The sequence below is a fragment of the Streptomyces alkaliterrae genome (genome assembly GCF_007097205.2).
Classification (GTDB): Bacteria; Actinomycetota; Actinomycetes; order Streptomycetales; family Streptomycetaceae; genus Streptomyces; species Streptomyces alkaliterrae.
In genome coordinates, this window is sequence record NZ_VJYK02000003.1 from 24,428 (window position 1) to 41,417 (window position 16,990).

The 16,990-nt window shown below is 72.3% G+C and carries 17 protein-coding genes and 1 pseudogene; 9 read left to right on the forward strand and 9 right to left on the reverse strand.

The features are described 5' to 3' along the window. Window position 1 precedes the first annotated feature (1 nt). Together FNX44_RS00710 and FNX44_RS00715 are read right to left on the reverse strand one after the other, a co-directional pair. The gene (locus FNX44_RS00710; RefSeq protein ID WP_143645898.1) at window positions 2-826 is read right to left on the reverse strand and encodes an SURF1 family cytochrome oxidase biogenesis protein; all 825 of its coding nucleotides are present in this window, start codon (window positions 824-826) and stop codon (window positions 2-4) included. A gap of 26 nt (window positions 827-852) precedes the next feature. Further along, a complete protein-coding gene (locus FNX44_RS00715; RefSeq protein ID WP_143645900.1) occupies window positions 853-1,869 on the reverse strand; it encodes a DEDDh family exonuclease in 1,017 nt (338 codons plus the stop codon). Between the two features lie 233 nt (window positions 1,870-2,102). Between FNX44_RS00715 and FNX44_RS00720 the strand changes: the two genes are divergently transcribed. Further along, a complete protein-coding gene (locus FNX44_RS00720) occupies window positions 2,103-3,023 on the forward strand; it encodes a sterol desaturase family protein (RefSeq protein WP_143645902.1) in 921 nt (306 codons plus the stop codon). A 108-nt stretch (window positions 3,024-3,131) separates the two neighbouring features. Here FNX44_RS00720 and FNX44_RS00725 read toward each other — a convergent pair whose 3' ends face one another. Continuing rightward, window positions 3,132-4,679, reverse strand: coding sequence for a S8 family serine peptidase (locus FNX44_RS00725; protein WP_143645904.1), 1,548 nt, complete (start codon window positions 4,677-4,679; stop codon window positions 3,132-3,134). Between the two features lie 244 nt (window positions 4,680-4,923). On the opposite strand from FNX44_RS00725, the gene moaA reads away from it, so the two are divergent. Further along, entirely contained in the window at window positions 4,924-5,913 is a 990-nt protein-coding gene (gene moaA, locus FNX44_RS00730) for a GTP 3',8-cyclase MoaA (RefSeq protein ID WP_143645906.1), read from the forward strand. Here the strand turns inward: moaA and FNX44_RS00735 are convergent. After that, window positions 5,896-6,120, reverse strand: coding sequence for a hypothetical protein (locus FNX44_RS00735; protein WP_143645908.1), 225 nt, complete (start codon window positions 6,118-6,120; stop codon window positions 5,896-5,898). The two genes, moaA and FNX44_RS00735, sit on opposite strands and share 18 nt — an antisense overlap. Before the next feature lie 492 nt (window positions 6,121-6,612). Next, window positions 6,613-6,868 (reverse strand): annotated as a pseudogene (locus FNX44_RS28675) (DUF3099 domain-containing protein); the annotation flags it as partial. Between the two features lie 228 nt (window positions 6,869-7,096). On the opposite strand from FNX44_RS28675, the gene FNX44_RS00745 reads away from it, so the two are divergent. Continuing rightward, on the forward strand, window positions 7,097-7,366 hold the full coding sequence (locus FNX44_RS00745) for a GlsB/YeaQ/YmgE family stress response membrane protein (protein ID WP_143645912.1): 270 nt from the start codon (window positions 7,097-7,099) through the stop codon (window positions 7,364-7,366). Window positions 7,367-7,454: 88 nt separating this feature from the next. On the opposite strand, the gene tyrS is transcribed toward FNX44_RS00745, so the two are convergent. From tyrS to FNX44_RS00760, 3 genes are all read right to left on the reverse strand, one after another. After that, window positions 7,455-8,864 (reverse strand): tyrosine--tRNA ligase, encoded by a 1,410-nt coding sequence (tyrS, locus tag FNX44_RS00750; protein ID WP_143645914.1) that lies wholly within the window; start codon window positions 8,862-8,864, stop codon window positions 7,455-7,457. Window positions 8,865-8,979: 115 nt separating this feature from the next. After that, window positions 8,980-10,380 (reverse strand): metallopeptidase TldD-related protein, encoded by a 1,401-nt coding sequence (locus FNX44_RS00755; protein WP_143645916.1) that lies wholly within the window; start codon window positions 10,378-10,380, stop codon window positions 8,980-8,982. Beyond that, window positions 10,377-11,897 carry a TldD/PmbA family protein gene (locus FNX44_RS00760; RefSeq protein ID WP_143645918.1) on the reverse strand — a complete coding sequence of 507 codons (1,521 nt, stop codon included), beginning with the start codon at window positions 11,895-11,897 and terminating at the stop codon, window positions 10,377-10,379. Before FNX44_RS00760 ends, FNX44_RS00755 begins: the two co-directional genes overlap by 4 nt. Window positions 11,898-12,138: 241 nt before the next feature. On the opposite strand from FNX44_RS00760, the gene fabG reads away from it, so the two are divergent. Beyond that, a complete protein-coding gene (gene fabG, locus FNX44_RS00765) occupies window positions 12,139-12,843 on the forward strand; it encodes a 3-oxoacyl-[acyl-carrier-protein] reductase (protein ID WP_143645919.1) in 705 nt (234 codons plus the stop codon). 4 nt (window positions 12,844-12,847) lie between these two features. Beyond that, on the forward strand, window positions 12,848-13,627 hold the full coding sequence (gene fabI / locus FNX44_RS00770; protein WP_143645920.1) for an enoyl-ACP reductase FabI: 780 nt from the start codon (window positions 12,848-12,850) through the stop codon (window positions 13,625-13,627). 82 nt (window positions 13,628-13,709) lie between these two features. Here the strand turns inward: fabI and FNX44_RS00775 are convergent, their stop codons facing one another. Continuing rightward, on the reverse strand, window positions 13,710-14,390 hold the full coding sequence (locus FNX44_RS00775; RefSeq protein ID WP_143645921.1) for a FadR/GntR family transcriptional regulator: 681 nt from the start codon (window positions 14,388-14,390) through the stop codon (window positions 13,710-13,712). 85 nt (window positions 14,391-14,475) lie between these two features. Between FNX44_RS00775 and FNX44_RS00780 the strand changes: the two genes are divergently transcribed. The 4 genes from FNX44_RS00780 to FNX44_RS00790 all read left to right on the forward strand — a co-directional run bounded on the left by FNX44_RS00780 (window position 14,476) and on the right by FNX44_RS00790 (window position 16,952). Beyond that, window positions 14,476-15,831 carry an MFS transporter gene (locus FNX44_RS00780; protein ID WP_143645922.1) on the forward strand — a complete coding sequence of 452 codons (1,356 nt, stop codon included), beginning with the start codon at window positions 14,476-14,478 and terminating at the stop codon, window positions 15,829-15,831. A 4-nt stretch (window positions 15,832-15,835) separates the two neighbouring features. After that, entirely contained in the window at window positions 15,836-15,952 is a 117-nt protein-coding gene (locus tag FNX44_RS29405; RefSeq protein WP_267129445.1) for an SGM_5486 family transporter-associated protein, read from the forward strand. A gap of 206 nt (window positions 15,953-16,158) precedes the next feature. Further along, complete coding sequence (locus tag FNX44_RS00785; protein WP_143645923.1) at window positions 16,159-16,377, forward strand: hypothetical protein; 219 nt, start codon at window positions 16,159-16,161, stop codon at window positions 16,375-16,377. 56 nt (window positions 16,378-16,433) lie between these two features. Beyond that, on the forward strand, window positions 16,434-16,952 hold the full coding sequence (locus tag FNX44_RS00790; protein WP_143645924.1) for a SixA phosphatase family protein: 519 nt from the start codon (window positions 16,434-16,436) through the stop codon (window positions 16,950-16,952). Window positions 16,953-16,990 lie beyond the last annotated feature (38 nt).

Here is a 16,990-nt window from a genome sequence, read left to right on the forward strand (position 1 = left end):
ATCAGTCTGCCGTGCCGCCGCCCGCGCCCGCCAGGGCGGGTTCGCCTGACGCCTCGCCCCGCTTGGCGGCCGCCTGGTCGCGCAGCTCCCGGCGGACCAGGACGACCCAGCCGACCGGCACGGCGGCGGTGAACAGCCACCACTGCACGGCGTAGGCCATGTGCGCGCCGATGCCGCTGTGGTCCGGCTCGGGCACCAGCTCGGCGGAGCGTTCCGCCGGGGGCTCGGGGCTGGTCGCGGACAGCTGGATGTGGCCGCCGAGCACGGGACGGCCCAGCGCCTCGGCCTGCTGCGTGCTGTTGATCAGCATCACCTGGCGGTCGGGCAGCCCGCCCCGGTCCTTGATGCCCGTCCTGGCCGACGTCTCGTCCGGCAGCAGCCGCCCGGTGACGGTGACGGTGCCGGCGGGCGCCTCGGGGGTGTCGGGATGGACGGTCTGGTCCGCGCCCGGCGGCACCCAGCCCCGGTTCACCAGCAGGATCCCGGCGCCGCGCTCCAGCACCAGCGGGGTCAGCACGAAGTAGCCGATCTGCTTGCCGTCGGCGGCGGTGCGGCGGCGCACCACGACCTCGTTGTCGGTGTCGTACCGTCCCGTGGCGGTGACCGCGCGGTAGCGGTGGCGCTCCTCGACCTGGCCGCCCGGCTCGGTGAGCCGGGTCACCGGCACCGGGTCCGCCGCCAGTGCCTGCGCGACGCGGTTGTTGTGCGCGACTCTCGCCTCGTGGCGGTGGAACTGCCAGAAGCCGAGCTTGACCATCGCCGGCATCAGCAGGAGGGCGACCAGCGTGAGGGTCACCCACTGCCGGGTCAACAGGAAGCGGTACACGGTAGTCGACGGTACCCGGCCGCCGGCTAGCGCTGTCCGGTGGGTCCGGGCGCGGGAGCCACGTCCCGCAGCAACTGGGTGAAGGCGGCCTCGTCGATCACCGGTGTACCGAAGCCGCGGGCGCGGACGACCTTGCCGGTGGCCGCGTCGGGGTCGTTGGTCACCAGCAGGCTGGTGAGCCGCGACACACTGCCCGCGATGTGCAGCCCGGCCTCGGTCGCCCGGTCCTCCAGGATCTCCCGGTCGGTGCTGGTGTCCCCGGAGATGGCCACCCGCATGCCCTGCACCAGCGGACCGCCCGGCACGTAGTGGCCCGGGTTGGGGTAGGGGCAGGCGGGGCGCCGCCGGGCCGGCCGCCAGGTGCGCGGGGCGTAGCCGCCCGCCCGCTGACCGGCGGGGGCGGGACGGTCCGACCACTCGGTGAGCGGCTGGCAGGCCAGCAGCGGCAACCGCAGCCCGGCGCCGGCGGCCAGCCGCAGGCTGGGCCGGAACGCCTCCGCGAGCACCCGGGCGTCGTCCAGCGCGTGGTGCGCCCGCCGCTGCACGACGCCGTAGTGCGCGGCCAGCGACTCCAACTTGTGGTTGGGCAGCGGCAGTGCCAGCTCCTTGGCGAGCGCGATCGTGCACAGCCGCTGCCGCACCGGTGCCGAGCTGCGGGCCCTGGCGTACTCGCGGGAGATCATCGTCCAGTCGAAGACGGCGTTGTGGGCGACCAGGACCCGGCCGGCCAGTCTCCCCGCGAACTCCTCGGCGATGTCGGTGAACAGCGGCGCGTCCGCGAGCACGTCGGCGGTGAGGCCGTGGATCCACACCGGGCCCGGGTCGCGCTGCGGGTTGACCGGGCTGTACCAGTGGTCCTGGACCTCGCCGTGGCGGTCGAGTTGGTAGACGGCCGCGGAGACTATGCGGTCGTCCCGGGCCAGGCCCGTCGTCTCGACGTCCACGACGGCGTATCCGTCCGGGTATTCGGACGGCCAGGACCGGTCGGCGGCGTGCTGCTGCGCGGGGATGTGCGGGGCGGCAGCCGTCTGGTCTTCGAGCATGGTCACAGAGGATACGGGCCGTCACTGACAGGATCCGAACCGACGGTGTGCCTCCCGCACCCGTGCGGGGCGTTCTCCGACACGCCGTCAGGACGCCGAGGAGCGCGACGAGTAGTGTCCGAGTCGGGCAAAAGCCATCAAAAGTGGCAAGTTGCCGCTACTGACGCCCGTTCTCGCATACTTGTCGGTAACTCCCTCTGGTCCCCGGGGGGAACTGCTTCTACCGTGCGGTTATGCCGACTGCGCTTCCCGATGTCGTGTTGTGGTCCATACCCGCCTTCATCGTGCTGACCGTCCTGGAGATGGTCAGCCACCGGATCCACCGGGACGAGGACGCCGCCGGGTACGAGGCCAAGGACGCGGCCACCAGCATCACGATGGGTCTCGGCAGCCTCGTCTTCGACGCGCTGTGGAAGATCCCCATCGTGGCCGTCTACGTGGCGGTCTACGAACTGACGCCTCTCGCGGTGCCGGTCGTGTGGTGGACCATCCCGCTGATGCTGCTCGTCCAGGACTTCTTCTACTACTGGTCGCACCGGGGGCACCACGTCGTCCGCGTGCTGTGGGCCTGCCACGTGGTGCACCACTCGAGCGAGAAGTTCAACTTCACCACCGCGCTCCGCCAGCCGTGGACGACGTGGACCGTCTGGCCCTTCTACCTGCCGATGATCGCGCTCGGCGTGCATCCGGCGGCGCTCGCGTTCTGCTCCTCGGTCAACCTCGTCTACCAGTTCTGGATCCACACCGAGCGCGTCGGCAAGCTGCCCGCGCCGATCGAGTACGTCTTCAACACCGCCTCGCACCACCGGGTGCACCACGCCTCCCAGGGCGGCTACCTGGACCGCAACTTCGGCGGCATCCTGATCGTCTGGGACCGGATGTTCGGCACGTTCACGCCGGAGACGACACGCCCCGTCTACGGGTTGACGAAGAACATCCACACCTACAACCCGCTGCGCGTCGCCACCCACGAGTACGCGGCGATCGGCCGCGACCTGCGGGCCGCCCGCGACTGGCCGGAGCGCTTCGGCCGGGTGCTGCGCGGCCCCGGCTGGCAGCCACCGGCGGAAGAGCCGGCGGAAGACGATGTTCTCGAGGACGCCGCCGAGCGGGACTCCTCCAGGCGGGACGTCCCTGCCGGCGGCTCCCCGTGACGCCGTCCGGGGCCGAACACGGCGGAGGGCGCCGGACGGTTGCCGTCCGGCGCCCTCGTCTGTCACTTCGGACGATCGACGGCGGGGGGTGTGCCGTCGGCCCGTCCGTCAGCGCCGGACCGCCGCCAGGGCGTCGACGATGCCGTAACCGTAGAAGTTGTTCACGTGCTCGGTGCCGGTGCACTGCGCGGCGAACTGGCCGTTTCCGCTCGGGTCGTACGGCTCGTCAGGGCACGCGGTGCTCATCGCCTGGGCCTTCAGGCGCCACGCGAGCTCCTGCGGGCTGACCTTCGGGTCCTTGCTCTTGATGAGCGCGGCGACACCGGCGACGTACGGGCCGGCCATCGAGGTGCCCTGGAGGAAGGCGTACTCGCCGTCCGGCATGGTGGACAGCACGCCACCGTGCTTGCCCGGCGCCGGCGGCAGCTGGTAGCGGGCGTCACCGCCCGGCGCGGCCACGTCGACCTGGCCGGTGCCGTAGTTGCTGTAGTACGACTTCAGCTTGTGCGAGCCGGTCGCGGAGACCGAGATCACGCCGGGCAGCTGGGTCGGCATGTCCGGGCAGATCCGGGGGTTGATCTTCCGCTCGACCGGAGTGGAGTCGTTCGGGCTGGTGCGGTCGGTGACCTCGCTGGCCGCCAGGTCCGTGTAGGAGTTGCCGGCGGAGGTCACGTGCGCGGTGCCCTTGCCCCGGCTGTAGTTGATGGCGCGGCTGACGGAGTCGACGAGCGCCTTCTGGTCCGGGTCGTTGGTGCAGGTGAACAGCCACGGGTCGATGTAGTAGCTGTTGTTGGTGATCTCCACGCCCGTCTTGCTGGCGAACATGAAGGCGCAGACGACGGCCTCGGTGTAGAAGAAGCCCTCGCCCGGCTCGCTCACCTTGATCGAGGAGACCTGCACGCCGGGGGCCGCGCCGGCGATGCCGACGCCGTTGCGGGCGGCGGCCACGATGCCGGCGACGTGCGTGCCGTGGTAGCTGCCGTCCGGGTAGGGGCGCCAGGCGCCGCGGGAGGTGTCGGCGACGCCGCCCACGCAGTTCGCGGACTGCTTGGCGGAGAAGTTGGGCGCCAGGTCAGGGTGGGTGTCGTCCACGCCGGTGTCGATGACGGCGACGGTGACGTCCCGGCTGCCCTGGCTGATCGCGTGCGCCTTGTCGGCGTTGATCTGCGGCAGCGCCCACTGGAGGGACTCCAGCGGCTCCTCGTTCAGCTGGTCGCCGCGGGCGGTCTGGTTGGGCTTCGCCTTGGCCAGCTTCTTCACGTCGACGTACTCGGGCTTGCCGACGTCGGTGGTGGTGGCGGTCTCGATCGGCGCGGTGCGGGTGGCGCCGGCCGAGTTGATCCCCGGAGTGGCGCGCATCCGGTCGCCGAAGCCGGAGTTGCGGGAGTGGGCGATGACAACGCCGATCTCCCGGTAGGAGGTGACGACCTTGCCGCCGGCGCGGCGGACGGCGTCCTCGGCCCGTCGGACGGACTTCCTGTCGGGGGCCGTGTTGACCACGTAGGACAGCTTCGGGCCGTCGGCGGTGGCCGACTGTCCCTTGCCGTCCTCGGCGGCGGCGCTCGCGCCGGGCAGCAGTCCGAGCGAGACGGTCAGGGCGAGACCGGCGGAGAACACGACGCTTCGCCGTTTTCCGGACAGGGGTCTCAAAGCCATGTAGAACTCCTCTTGGGTGAACACACTGGTCATCAACCGCCCGTCCGAATAACGGAGTTGGTCGTTCGTGGGCGGCCCGCTGGAACGTATCGGTGAGTTGGACACCCAAACAAGATTTCGGGTGGATCGAGATCAAAAGGAGACGCAGAGTGACGACGCGATGACTTCAACGATCTGTTGAATGTCGGTGCGGTCGCGTACGCTGCGGAGAAAGAGGCCCTACGTCGGAGAGGTGTGCCGCGCCATGCTGCTCGACTCGTACGGCCGGACGGCCACCGATCTGCGGGTGTCGCTGACCGACCGCTGCAACCTGCGCTGCACCTACTGCATGCCGGAGGAGGGCCTTCAGTGGCTCGCCAAGCCCGATCTCCTCACGGATGAGGAGATCGTGCGGCTGGTGGATATCGCGGTGCGCGAGCTGGGTGTCACCGAGGTGCGCTTCACCGGCGGCGAACCGCTGCTGCGCCCCGGCCTGGTGGGCATCGTGGCCGCCTGCGCGGCGCTCGAGCCCAGGCCCCAGCTGTCGCTGACCACCAACGGCATCGGCTTGGAGCGCACGGCGGGCGCCCTGCGGGATGCCGGCCTGGACCGGGTCAACGTCTCACTCGACACCCTCGACCCCGGGGTGTTCCAGCGGCTCACCCGCCGCAAGCGGCACGCCGACGTGCTGCGCGGTCTGGCCGCCGCCCGGGAGGCCGGCCTGCGCCCGGTGAAGATCAACGCCGTACTGATGCCCGGGATGAACGACGCCGAGGCGCCCGACCTGCTCGCCTGGGCCATGGAGCACGAGTACGAGCTGCGCTTCATCGAGCAGATGCCGCTGGACGCCCAGCACGGCTGGCAGCGCGACGGCATGATCACCGCGGGTGACATCCTCGCCTCGCTGCGTACCCGCTTCACCCTCACCGAGGAGGGCGAGCAGGCCCGCGGCTCGGCCCCCGCCGAGCGCTGGCTGGTGGACGGCGGGCCGCACCGGGTGGGCGTCATCGCCTCCGTGACCAGGCCGTTCTGCCGCGCCTGCGACCGCACCCGGCTCACCGCCGACGGCCAGGTCCGCACCTGCCTGTTCGCCACGGAGGAGTCCGACCTCAGGGGCGCGCTGCGCACCGGGGCCTCCGACGAGCGCATCGCCGCCCTGTGGCGGACGGCGATGTGGGGCAAGAAGGCGGGCGCGGGCATCGACGACCCCTCGTTCGTCCAGCCCCAGCGGCCCATGTCAGCCATCGGCGGCTGAGTCGTTCCACTCGCGCAGCGCCACGACGTCCTTCAGGAAGCCGCGGATCCCCAGGAACTGCGACAGGTGCTCGCGGTGCTCCTCGCACGCCAGCCACGTCTTGCGGCGCTCGGGAGTGTGCAGTTTCGGGTTGTTCCAGGCCAGCACCCACACGGCGGGCGCCCGGCAGCCCTTGGCGGAACAGATCGGCGCGTCCTCGGTCGTCACCACCCCATCCAAGCACGCCGCACGCGCACAACGACGCCGGGCAGCCACGGGGGGAGCTGCCCGGCGTCGGTCAGTCGCTCCGACGGGGGATACGGAGCGCGTAGGAAGTATGGCACGGCGGCCCCCCGAAGGTGCACTGGATCGCCGCGATTGACCACAGGTATTTTCCCGTCGTGGCGCGCCGGGCGCGGCGCGTGACGCCGGGTCAACTGGAGAAGTGTGCGGAGCCGTTGGTGCCGCTTCGCGGATGGTCCCCGCCCGGCCGCGCGGTCGCCGGTCCGTCCTCGGGGCGTGGCGCCGCACGGCCCGGTGAGGGCCTGCCCTCCGTCGGCGCCCGGCCCGCCGAATCCTCGTCCGGCGCTTCCGACGCCGGTCGCCCGCCCGCCGGCCTCTCGGCCGCCGGGCCCTCCCCGGTCGCACCTTCGCCGGTCGCACCTTCGCCGGTCGGGGCGATCGCCTCGCGCGGCGCCGAGCGCAGCAGGGAGGAGGGGATGGCGGGGGAGTTCTCGCGCCCGGCGTTGGCGATCACCACCGCGATGTAGGGCAGCGTCAGCCCCAGCACCAGCGTGACCACGGCCAGCGGACGCTGGACGTTCCAGAGGAACACGGTCAGGATCACCGCGACGGTACGGACGAGCATGGAGATCACGTAGCGCCGCTCCCGGCGCCGTACGTCCTCCGCCAGACTCGGCCTCGCGCCGGTGATCCGGAAGACCTCCCCGTCGCGCTTGTCGCGCCGTAGCCGCATCGCATCTCACCGCCCGAAACCGCCCGGTCGCGCCGGCCGGCGTGCCCCCGCGCGCCGGTGAACCACCGGATGGCTCCCACGTTACGCTCCGGCCCCCGTCGGACCGACACCGGCCCGGGAAACGCCCCCGGATCTGTCGCCTCACTCGAACGGAGTACCAAGCGATGCGGTGGGCGACAGCCGGCCCCAGCGTGGGAATGCGCACCCGGCGCACGACAAGGAGGCGAAATGAGCTGGTTGTGGGCCATCATCGTCGGTCTGGTGCTCGGCGTGCTCGCCCGGGCCATCCTGCCCGGCAAGCAGAACATCCCGATCTGGCTGACGATCATCTTCGGTATGTTGGGCGCGTTGCTGGGCAACGCCGTCGCCGGCTGGATCGGCGTCGAGGACACCAGGGGAATCGACTGGATCCGGCATCTGCTCCAGCTGCTCGGAGCCATCCTGATCGTCGGCCTCGGCGCTCCGCTCTACGCGTCGCTACGCGGCAAACAGACCTGACGCCTCGCGCGGAGACTCCGTCCGGAGGCGACAGAGCCCGGTCGGCACACGCACACGTGCCGACCGGGCCCTCTCCGCCGCGTGAGCGCTACAGCCCGCGGATCTCGGCGATCTTCCGCCCGGCCTTGAGGTAGACCGTGCCGCCGACACCCGCCTCGGCGAGCTTCTCCCGCACCACCTCGGCCAGCGGGCGCAGCGCCTCGCCCTCCGCCAGCACGATCGTGTGCTGGCCGTCGGCCGCCTCCACGACCAGGCGCAAGGCGTTCTGCTTGGCGAGCCGGCGGGCCGCCGACGCGCTCGGCACGAACTCCAGCTCCCGGGCCAGCAGCCCGGCGATGCCCTCGCCGCCCAGCTGGGCGGCGTTCAGCGTCGGAAGCGTGTCGACGTCGGCGAAGGACTTCTTCGAGAACTGGGCGGTGAAGCCGGCCCGGGCCTTCATCGCCGTCGGCACGTCGAACATGGCCGCGACGACCTCCCCGGCGAGCACCTTCTTGAGGTCCATCGGGTGCAGCGAGCCGCCGGAAACGCGGGCGAGCGCCTGGCCGACCTCCTGGTCGCTCCACTCCGTCCACGCCTTCAGGTAGGGCTCGATCAGCCGGTCAGGCACCGACATGATCTTGCCGAAGACGTCCTCCGCCGTGGTGGAGAGACCCACGTAGTTGCCCTTGGACTTGGACATCTTCGCGCCGGTGCCGTCCGTGCCCTCGATGAGCGGCATGGTGACGACCAGCTGCGGCTGCTGCCCGCGCAGCTCCATCAGCCGCCGGCCCATCTGGAGGTTGAGCAGCTGGTCGGCGCCGCCGAGCTCGACGTCGCACTCCAGCGCGACCGAGTCCAGCGCCTGCGCGATCGGGTACAGCAGCTCGGACATCGTCAGCCCGGAGCCCGCCGCGAGCCGGTTGCGGAAGTCCTCGCGCTGGAGCAGCTGGGAGACCGGCACCTGGGCCATGAGCGTCAGCAGCTCGGGGAAGGTGTAGGGCGCCAGCCACTCGCTGTTCTCCCGGAAGCTGATCCGGTCGAAGTCGACGAACGGCCGCACCTGGTCGCGGTAGCCGGCCAGGTTGCGCCTGATGTCCTCGTCGGTCAGCGGGGGACGCTCGGCGGTGCGCCCGGACGGGTCGCCGATCTTGGCGGTGAAGTCGCCGATCAGCAGGGTGACGTCGTGGCCCATGCGCTGGAGCCGGCTCAGGATGATCACCGGTACGGCGTGGCCGAGGTGCATGTCCTGTGCGGTCGGGTCCACGCCCAGCTTCACCGACAGGCCCCGGCCGGAGGCCGCCCGCTCCTCGATCCGCGCGGCCAGCTTCTCCGGCCCCGGAAGCACCTCCACCGCGCGGGAGGCGATCAGCTCGGCCTGCTCGCTTGGCGACAGGTCCGTCAGGTCGAGATAGCGCCTCGCCCGGGTCTCGGTCAGCAGTCGCTCGACCGCGGAGTCGGAGGAGAGGTCCTGCGCCAGCAGCTCACTGGCGCGTGCGACGGAGTCGCCGAGGCGTGTCATCGTGGCGTTCCTGTGGATGGTCGTCGGGACGTGATCGGGAGCCGCCCGGCGGCCCGGCACCCCGCCACTGGCGAGGGCCGGACCGCTGGTTGACAGGCCGAGTCTACGGGGCGGCTCACACCCCGGGGCTGACGGAGCTCATGTTGAAGTCCGGCACCCGCAGGGCGGGCATCGCGGCCCTGGTGAAGTAGTCCGACCACTCCCTGGGCAGGCAGCGCTCGGTCCGGCCGGCCTCCTCGGCCCGGGCCAGCAGGTCGACCGGGGACTCGTTGAAGCGGAAGTTGTTCACCGCGCCGACCACCTCCCCGCCCTCCACCAGGTACACGCCGTCCCGGGTGAGACCGGTCAGCAGCAGCGTGGCCGGATCGACCTCCCGGATGTACCACAGGCAGGTCAGCAGCAGCCCGCGTTCGGTGCCGGCGACCATCTCCTCCAGCGACTGCTCGCCGCCGCCCTCCAGGATCAGGTTGTCGACCATGGGCGCGGCCGGCAGTCCGGTCAGCTCGGCGGTGTGCCGTGAGCTGACCAGCCGGGAGAGCGTGCCCTCGCTGATCCACTCGGTGTCCTCCAGCGGCAGCCCGTTGTCGAACACCGAGACGTCGTCGCCGGAGGAGTGCGCGAGGACAAAGGGCGCGCACTGGAGGCCGTCGGCCGTCGGCGCGCCGCGCAGGGTCAGCGGCAGCCGCGCCACCTTCTCGCCGACCCGGGTGCCGCCGCCGGGCGAGCTGAAGACGGTCCGGCCCTCGGCGGCGTCCCGGGCACCGGCCGACCACAGCTGGTACACCATGAGGTCGGCGACGGCGGTGGGCGGCAGCAGCGTCTCGTACCGCCCGGCGGGCAGCTCCACCCTGCGGTTCGCCCACGCCAGCCGCCGGGCCAACTCGGCGTCGAGCGCGGCCGGGTCGACGTCGGAGAAGTCCCGGGTGGCGCGGCCGGCCCAGGCCGAGCGGGTGTGGTCGGGGCTCTTGGCGTTGAGTTCCACCGTGCCGGTGGGCTGGTCGTGCCGCAGCCGCAGGCCCGCGGAGGTGCCCAGGTAGCTGGAGACCACCTCGTGCTGGGCGAAGCCGTAGAGCTCCCGCCCCTCCGACGCGGCGCGGGCGAACGACTCGCCCAGCGCGGGCGCGAACGCCTCGAAGACCGCCGAGGAGGTCTCGGCGGGCGGCGCGGTGAAGTCGTCGGACGGCGGACCGCCGGCGACCAGTCCCCGCGCGTCCTCGGCGGGCCCGGCCCGGCGTGCCGCCTCCTCGGCCGCCCGCACCAGCGGTTCCAGCTCGGTGGCGTCGGACCCGGAGCGCGCCACGACGCCCGAGGCGGTGCCCTGGGCGCCGTCCACGGTGGCGATCACGGTCACCGTCCGGCCCCGGGTGACGCCGTTGGTGGTGAGGGTGTTCCCGGCCCAGCGCAGGTTGGCGGAGGAGCTCTCGTCGGCGATGACCACGCAGCCGTCCGCCCGGCTCAGGTCCAGGGCCCGCTCGACCAGTTCGTGCGGTGCGGTGGTCCGTGCGGGGGAAGTCATCGACCGGCCTCCTGGGTCGTGTTGAGGATGTTGACGCCGCGGAACAGCGCCGAGGGGCAGCCGTGCGAGACGGACGCGGCCTGCCCGGGCTGGGCCTTGCCGCAGCGGAACGTGCCGCCGAGGACGTAGGTGTCCTCGCCGCCGAGGCCCTCCATCGAGCCCCAGAAGTCGGTCGTGGTGGCCTGGTAGGCGGCGTCCCTGACCTGCCCGGCCAGCCGCCCGCCCGCGATGCGGTAGAAGCGCTGCGCGGTGAACTGGAAGTTGTAGCGCTGCATGTCGATCGACCACGAGCGGTCGCCGACGACGTACAGGCCGCGTTCCACGCCGGAGATCAGCTCCTCGGTGCTCGGCCCGCCGGTCGCCGGCCTCAGCGAGACGTTGGCCATCCGCTGCACCGGGACGTGCGCCGCGGACTCGGCGAACGCGCAGCCGTTCGACCTGCCAAGGCCGGTCAACCGCGCCATCCGACGGTCGAGTTGGAAGCCGACCAGGGTGCCCTCGCTGACCAGGTCCCAGGACTGCGCGGCCACGCCCTCGTCGTCGTACCCGACGGTCGCCAGCCCGTGCTCGGCGGTGCGGTCGCCGGTGACGTTCATCAGCTTCGAGCCGTAGGCCAGCTCGCCGAGCTTGTCGAAGGTGGCGAACGACGTGCCCGCGTAGGCGGCCTCGTAGCCGAGCGCCCGGTCCAGTTCGGTGGCGTGGCCGATCGACTCGTGGATGGTCAGCCACAGGTTCGACGGGTCGACGACCAGGTCGTGGCGGCCGGGCGTGACGCTCGGCGCGGCCATCTTCTCCGCCAGCAGCTCCGGGATCTCGGCGAGTTCGGCGTCCCAGTCCCAGCCCGTGCCGCGCAGGTACTCCCAGCCCCGTCCGACCGGCGGGGCCAGCGTGCGCATCGAGTCGAAGGCGCCGGAGTCGGCCACCGCGACGGCGGTCAGCTCCGGATGCAGCCGTACCCGCTGCTGGGTGGTCACCGTGCCGGCGGTGTCCGCGTAGAACTTGTTCTCCTGCACGGACAGCAGGGTGGCGTCCACGTGGTCCACCCCGTCGGCCGCCAGCAGCCGGGAGCTCCACTCGGCGAGCTGCCCGACGCGTTCCTCCTCCGGCACGTCGAACGGGTTCACCTCGTACGCCGAGATCCAGGTGCGTTCGCCGTGCACCGGCTCGTCGGCCAGTTCCACCCGGTCGGTGCCGCCGGCCGCGCGGATCACCTTCGCCGACAGCTTCGCCATCGCGACGGCCTGGCCCGCCACCCGGGCCGCGGCGTCCATCGACATGTCGACACCGGCGGCGAACCCCCAGGCCCCGTCGTGGACGACCCGCACCGCGTAGCCGGTCTCCGTCGCGTCGTGCGAACCCGCCGGGCGGGCGTCGCGCAGCCGCACCGACGCGTTCCGCACCCGTTCGAAACGGAAGTCGGCGTGCTCGGCGCCGAGCGCTCTGGCCCTGGCGAGCGCGGCGTCCGCCAGCGCCCGCAGCGGGAGCGCCGTGAAGGTCTGGTCAATGTCTCGGGACACTCTTCCTCCCATGGTCGGCAACCGATCATGCCCTGTCGCGCCCGGCCGCGCCCGCGGATTCCGGCGGCGCGACTGTAGGGATCCGACAGGAGGCCGTCGAACCCCCTGTCGGTGGTCGAGTCCCGCGAGGCGGCCCGGTACCGATAGTTTCTTGGGTGCGGTATTGGACCGGCAGTTCGACCGAACCGACGTGACGAACCGACGTAACGACACAGACCGACAGCAGAGAAGGTGGTCTCTCTTGAGCCGCTCCGTACTTGTCACCGGCGGCAACCGTGGAATCGGTCTGGCCATCGCCCGGGCCCTGGCCGAGGCGGGGGACCAGGTGGCGATCACCTACCGGTCCGGCGAGCCGCCGGCCGGTTTCCTCGCGGTGAAGTGCGACATCACCGACCCCGAGCAGGTGGAGCAGGCGTACAAGGAGATCGAGGAGAAGCAGGGCCCGGTCGAGGTGCTCGTCGCCAACGCCGGCGTGACCCGCGACCAGTTGCTGCTGCGGATGTCCGAGGAGGACTTCAGCTCGGTGCTGGAGACCAACCTCACCGGCACCTTCCGGGTGGTCAAGCGGGCCACCAAGGGCATGCTGCGGGCCCGCAAGGGCCGCATCGTGCTGATCTCCTCGGTGGTCGGCCTGCTCGGCTCGGCGGGCCAGGCGAACTACGCCGCCTCCAAGGCCGGTCTTGTGGGCTTCGCCCGATCCGTCGCGCGCGAACTGGGCTCCCGCAACATCACCTGCAACGTGCTCGCACCGGGCTTCGTCGACACCGACATGACCCGCGCACTCAGCGACGAGCAGCGCGAGAAGATCGTCGGCCAGGTGCCGCTCGGCCGTTACGCGCAGCCCGAGGAGATCGCCGCCTCGGTGCGATTCCTGGTATCGGACGATGCCGCTTACATCACTGGAGCCGTCATTCCGGTTGACGGCGGATTGGGCATGGGGCACTGACACCATGAGTGGACTTCTCGCAGGCAAGCGCATCCTCGTCACCGGGGTGCTCACCGACGCGTCGATCGCCTTCCACGTGGCCCGGCTGGCCCAGGAGGAGGGCGCGGAGGTCGTGCTGACCGGCTTCGGCCGGCTCAGCCTCGTCCAGCGCATCGCCAAGCGGCTGCCCAAGGAGGCGCCGGTCATCGAGCTGGACGTGCAGAACAGGGAGCACCTGGCTACGCTCGCCGACCGGGTCGCCGAGCACCTGGGCGAGGGTGTGGGCCTGGACGGCGTGGTGCACTCCATCGGCTTCGCGCCGCAGGACGCCCTCGGCGGCAACTTCCTCAACACCGAGTGGGAGTCGGTCGCCACGGCGGTGGAGGTCTCCGCCTACTCGCTCAAGTCGCTGACCATGGCCCTGCTCCCGCTGCTCGAGCAGCGCGGCGGCTCGGTCGTCGGCATGGACTTCGACGCCCAGGTGGCCTGGCCCAAGTACGACTGGATGGGCGTGGCGAAGGCCGCGCTGGAGTCGACCTCCCGCTACCTGGCCCGGGACCTCGGCCCGAAGAACATCCGCTGCAACCTGATCTCGGCCGGCCCGATCAAGTCGATGGCCGCCAAGTCGATCCCCGGCTTCGAGGAGCTGGCCGACGTGTGGAACACCCGCGCGCCCATCGGCTGGGAGCTGAGCGACCCGGAGCCGGCCGCGCGCGGTGTCGTCGCGCTGCTGTCGGACTGGTTCCCCAAGACGACCGGCGAGATCGTGCACGTCGACGGCGGCGTGCACATGATGGGCGCCTGAGCCCGTCCCCCGTCTCAGGGGCGAGGGCCCGCCGTGCCGCTTCCGGCACGGCGGGCCCTCGCCTTCTTCTCCCGGCCCGCGCTCACTCCGGCCCGGACGTGCCGCGGCAGTGCCAGGCGTGCGAGGCGGCCTCGGCGGCCGCCGCCGCCTCGTCCCGGTCGCGGATCGCGGCGAGCATCCGCGAGTGGTCCAGGTGCTCCTCGGGGCGCAGCTCGTCGCCGACGTCCGAGCGCAGGAAGTCCCGTACGACGGCTCCCAGGTCGGCGTAGAGGGCGGTCAGCACCTCGTTGTGCGAGGCCTCGACGACCGCCAGGTGCAGCGTCGCGTCGGCCTCCACGAAGCGGCCGACGTCCCCGGAGTCCCAGGCCGCCTCCCGGCGCTCCAGCAGCGCCTCCAGCCGCTCGACGTCCTCCTCGGTGCGGCGGCGGGCGGCCAGCCGAGCACCCTCCGCCTCCAGCGTGGACCGCAGCTCCGCCACGTCCCGCGTCGCGGCGTCCGCGAAGCGGCGCTGCATCACCCCGGCGAGCTCGCTGGTGGCCGCCACGAACGTGCCCGACCCCTGGCGGATGTCCAGCAGCCCGTTGTGGGCGAGGGCGCGCACCGCCTCCCGCACCGTGTTCCGGGCCACCCCGAGCTGTTCGACCAGCTCGGGCTCGGTGGGGATGCGGGAGCCGACCGGCCAGGCGCCGGAGGTGATCTGGCGCCGCAGCTCCTCGATCACCTGCGCGGAGAGCGCCGCGCGGCGCGGCGACGTCAGCGGCATGCCGACTCCCCGGGTCTCCCCGGCCCGCGGACCGGGAGCGGAACCTGTTGGCGTGGATTCATCCCATGATTCTATGATGGGCGGCATGGGTAAGGACGACCGGCTCGCAGAACGCACCACCGACACCACCGCGACCGGCCCGGGGGAACCCACCGGGGGAGCGAGCCGCGTGGGAGGGGGACGCACGGGAGTGGGACGCACCACCGCGCTCCTCGTCGCAGCCGGTCTTGTCCTCACCGCGCTCAACCTCCGCCCGGCGGTCGCCGGCCTGGGCCCGCTGCTCGCGGAGGTGCGCACCGGCCTCGGTATGAGTGGCACGGTCGCCGGCCTGCTCACGTCCGCCCCCGCTCTGTGCTTCGCGCTCTTCGGCGGCCTCGCGCCCCGCCTCGCCAGGCGCTTCGGGCCGACGACGGTGGTCGCCGGCGCCGTGCTGGTCCTCGCTCTCGGTCTGCTGCTGCGCCCGCTGGCCGGCAGCACGGCGGTCTTCCTGGGCACCAGCGCGCTCGCGCTCGGCGGCATAGCGGTCGGCAATGTGCTCATGCCGGTACTGGTCAAGCGCTGGTTCCCCGACCGCGTCGGCACCATGACCGGCCTGTACTCCATGGCGCTCGCCCTGGGCACCGCCGCCGCGGCGGCCCTGACCGTACCCGTGGTGCGGGCGCTGGACGCCGACTGGCGCTTCGGCCTCGGCATGTGGGCCGGGCTCGCCCTGCTCGCGCTGCTGCCCTGGACGGCCGTACTGCTGCGCCACCGGGCGACCGAGCGGGCGCGGGCGTCCGCCACCGGCACCGCGCCCTCCGGCGAGCGCGTCGGGTCCGGCCCCCCGATCGGCCAGACCCCGGCCGCCGAGCTGCGTATCACCCGTTCCCGCACCGCCTGGGCACTCGGTCTCTTCTTCGGCCTCCAGGCGACCGGCGCCTACGTGGTGCTCGGCTGGCTGCCGCAGATCCTCCGCGACGCCGGCGTCCCCGCGACCACCGCGGGCGTGCTGCTGGCGGTGACCATGGGCATGGGCGTCCCGCTCTCCTTTGTCCTGCCCCGGCTCGCCGCCCGCCTCGGCCACCAGGGCCCGCTGGTGGCCGCGCTCGGCGTGAGCGGCCTCGCCGGCTATCTGGGGCTGCTGCTCGCCCCGGCGGCCGGCGCCTGGGCCTGGGCGCTGCTGCTGGGCGTCGCGAACTGCGCCTTCCCGCTGGTCCTGACCATGATCGGCATGCGGGCCCGCACCCACGCCGGGGTCATCAAGCTCTCCGGCTTCGTCCAGGGCACCGGCTATCTGCTGTCCGTGCCGGGGCCGCTGCTGGTCGGTGTGCTGCACGACGCCTTCGGCGGCTGGCGGGCGCCGCTGCTGATGATGGCCGCGCTGGTCGTCGTGCAGATGGGCGTCGGCGTCGTCGCCGGGCGGGACCGCTGCGTGGAGGACGACGTCCCGGTGCGACACTGAACGCATGCCAGTGCTCGAACCCAATCCCCCGGGCGGCCAGCGCAAGCTGCTGCTCGTCCTCGGCGCCATGCTCGGAATCTCCGTGGTGATCGGAGTGATCGCCACCATCTTCGCGCCCTGACGCGGACCCGACCCTGACGCGGACCTGCCCCTGACGCGGACCCGCCGACGACGCGGCGGGGTGGGGCTGGCCCCACCCTCCCCTAGGGGGCCTGGCTCAGGGGCAGATGGGTGGGAAGCCTGATGGGCGCGCGCCCCCGCGGAGCCTAGCGTTGTTCCCAGGACGACAGGCCTGACGCGGACGGCGAGGCGACGGAGGCGTAGACGATGAGTGCCCGGACCCGCATCCCCACCTCTCCCGCCGTCCGCGCGCTGCCGTGGTGGGCGCTGCTGCCGTCGGTCGCCGCGTTCACCGGTCTGTTGGCGCTGCTCGCCCTCGGCGGCGGCGCCGGGGAGGCGGCGGGCGGTGAGTGGGCCGCCACGCGGGCGGTCGGTGTACTCGTCGGGGACCTCGTCGAGCAGCTGCGGCAGACCTTCGCCGGCTGATCCGAGAGGTCTCCAACACCCGGGCTGACTGGCTCGTTTCGTGCGAAGCTGGGGAGATGAGCGTCGATGTGCCACGCAGAATCGTTCTTCTCCGCCATGCCAAAGCAGACTGGCCCGAGGTACCCGACCACGAGCGTCCCCTCGCCGACCGCGGGCGGCAGGACGCCCCCCTGGCCGGCGGCTGGCTCGCCGCCCAGGGCCTCGTGCCGCAGCTGACCCTCTGCTCGACCGCCGTCCGCACCCGGGAGACCTGGAAGCTGGCCGTCCCGCAGCTCCCCGAGCGGCCCAGGACGGTCTACGAGGAGCGGCTGTACGAGGCCTCGCCCGGCGAGATCATCGCGGTGGTCAACGAGGTCCCCGACGAGTACACGGACGTCCTGGTGGTCGGGCACAACCCGGGCGTCCAGGGCACCGCCCAGGTCCTCACCGGCGAGGCCGACGAGGAGGCCGGCACCCGGCTGGAGCGCCGGGGCTTCCCCACCTCCGCCATCGCCGTACTGGAGTTCACCGGCTCCTGGAAGGCACTCCAGCCCGGCGCGGCCCGCCTCGCCCGTTTCTGGCTGCCGCACGAGTGACCGCGCGCCGCTGACGACGACGAGGGCGCCCGGAGTCG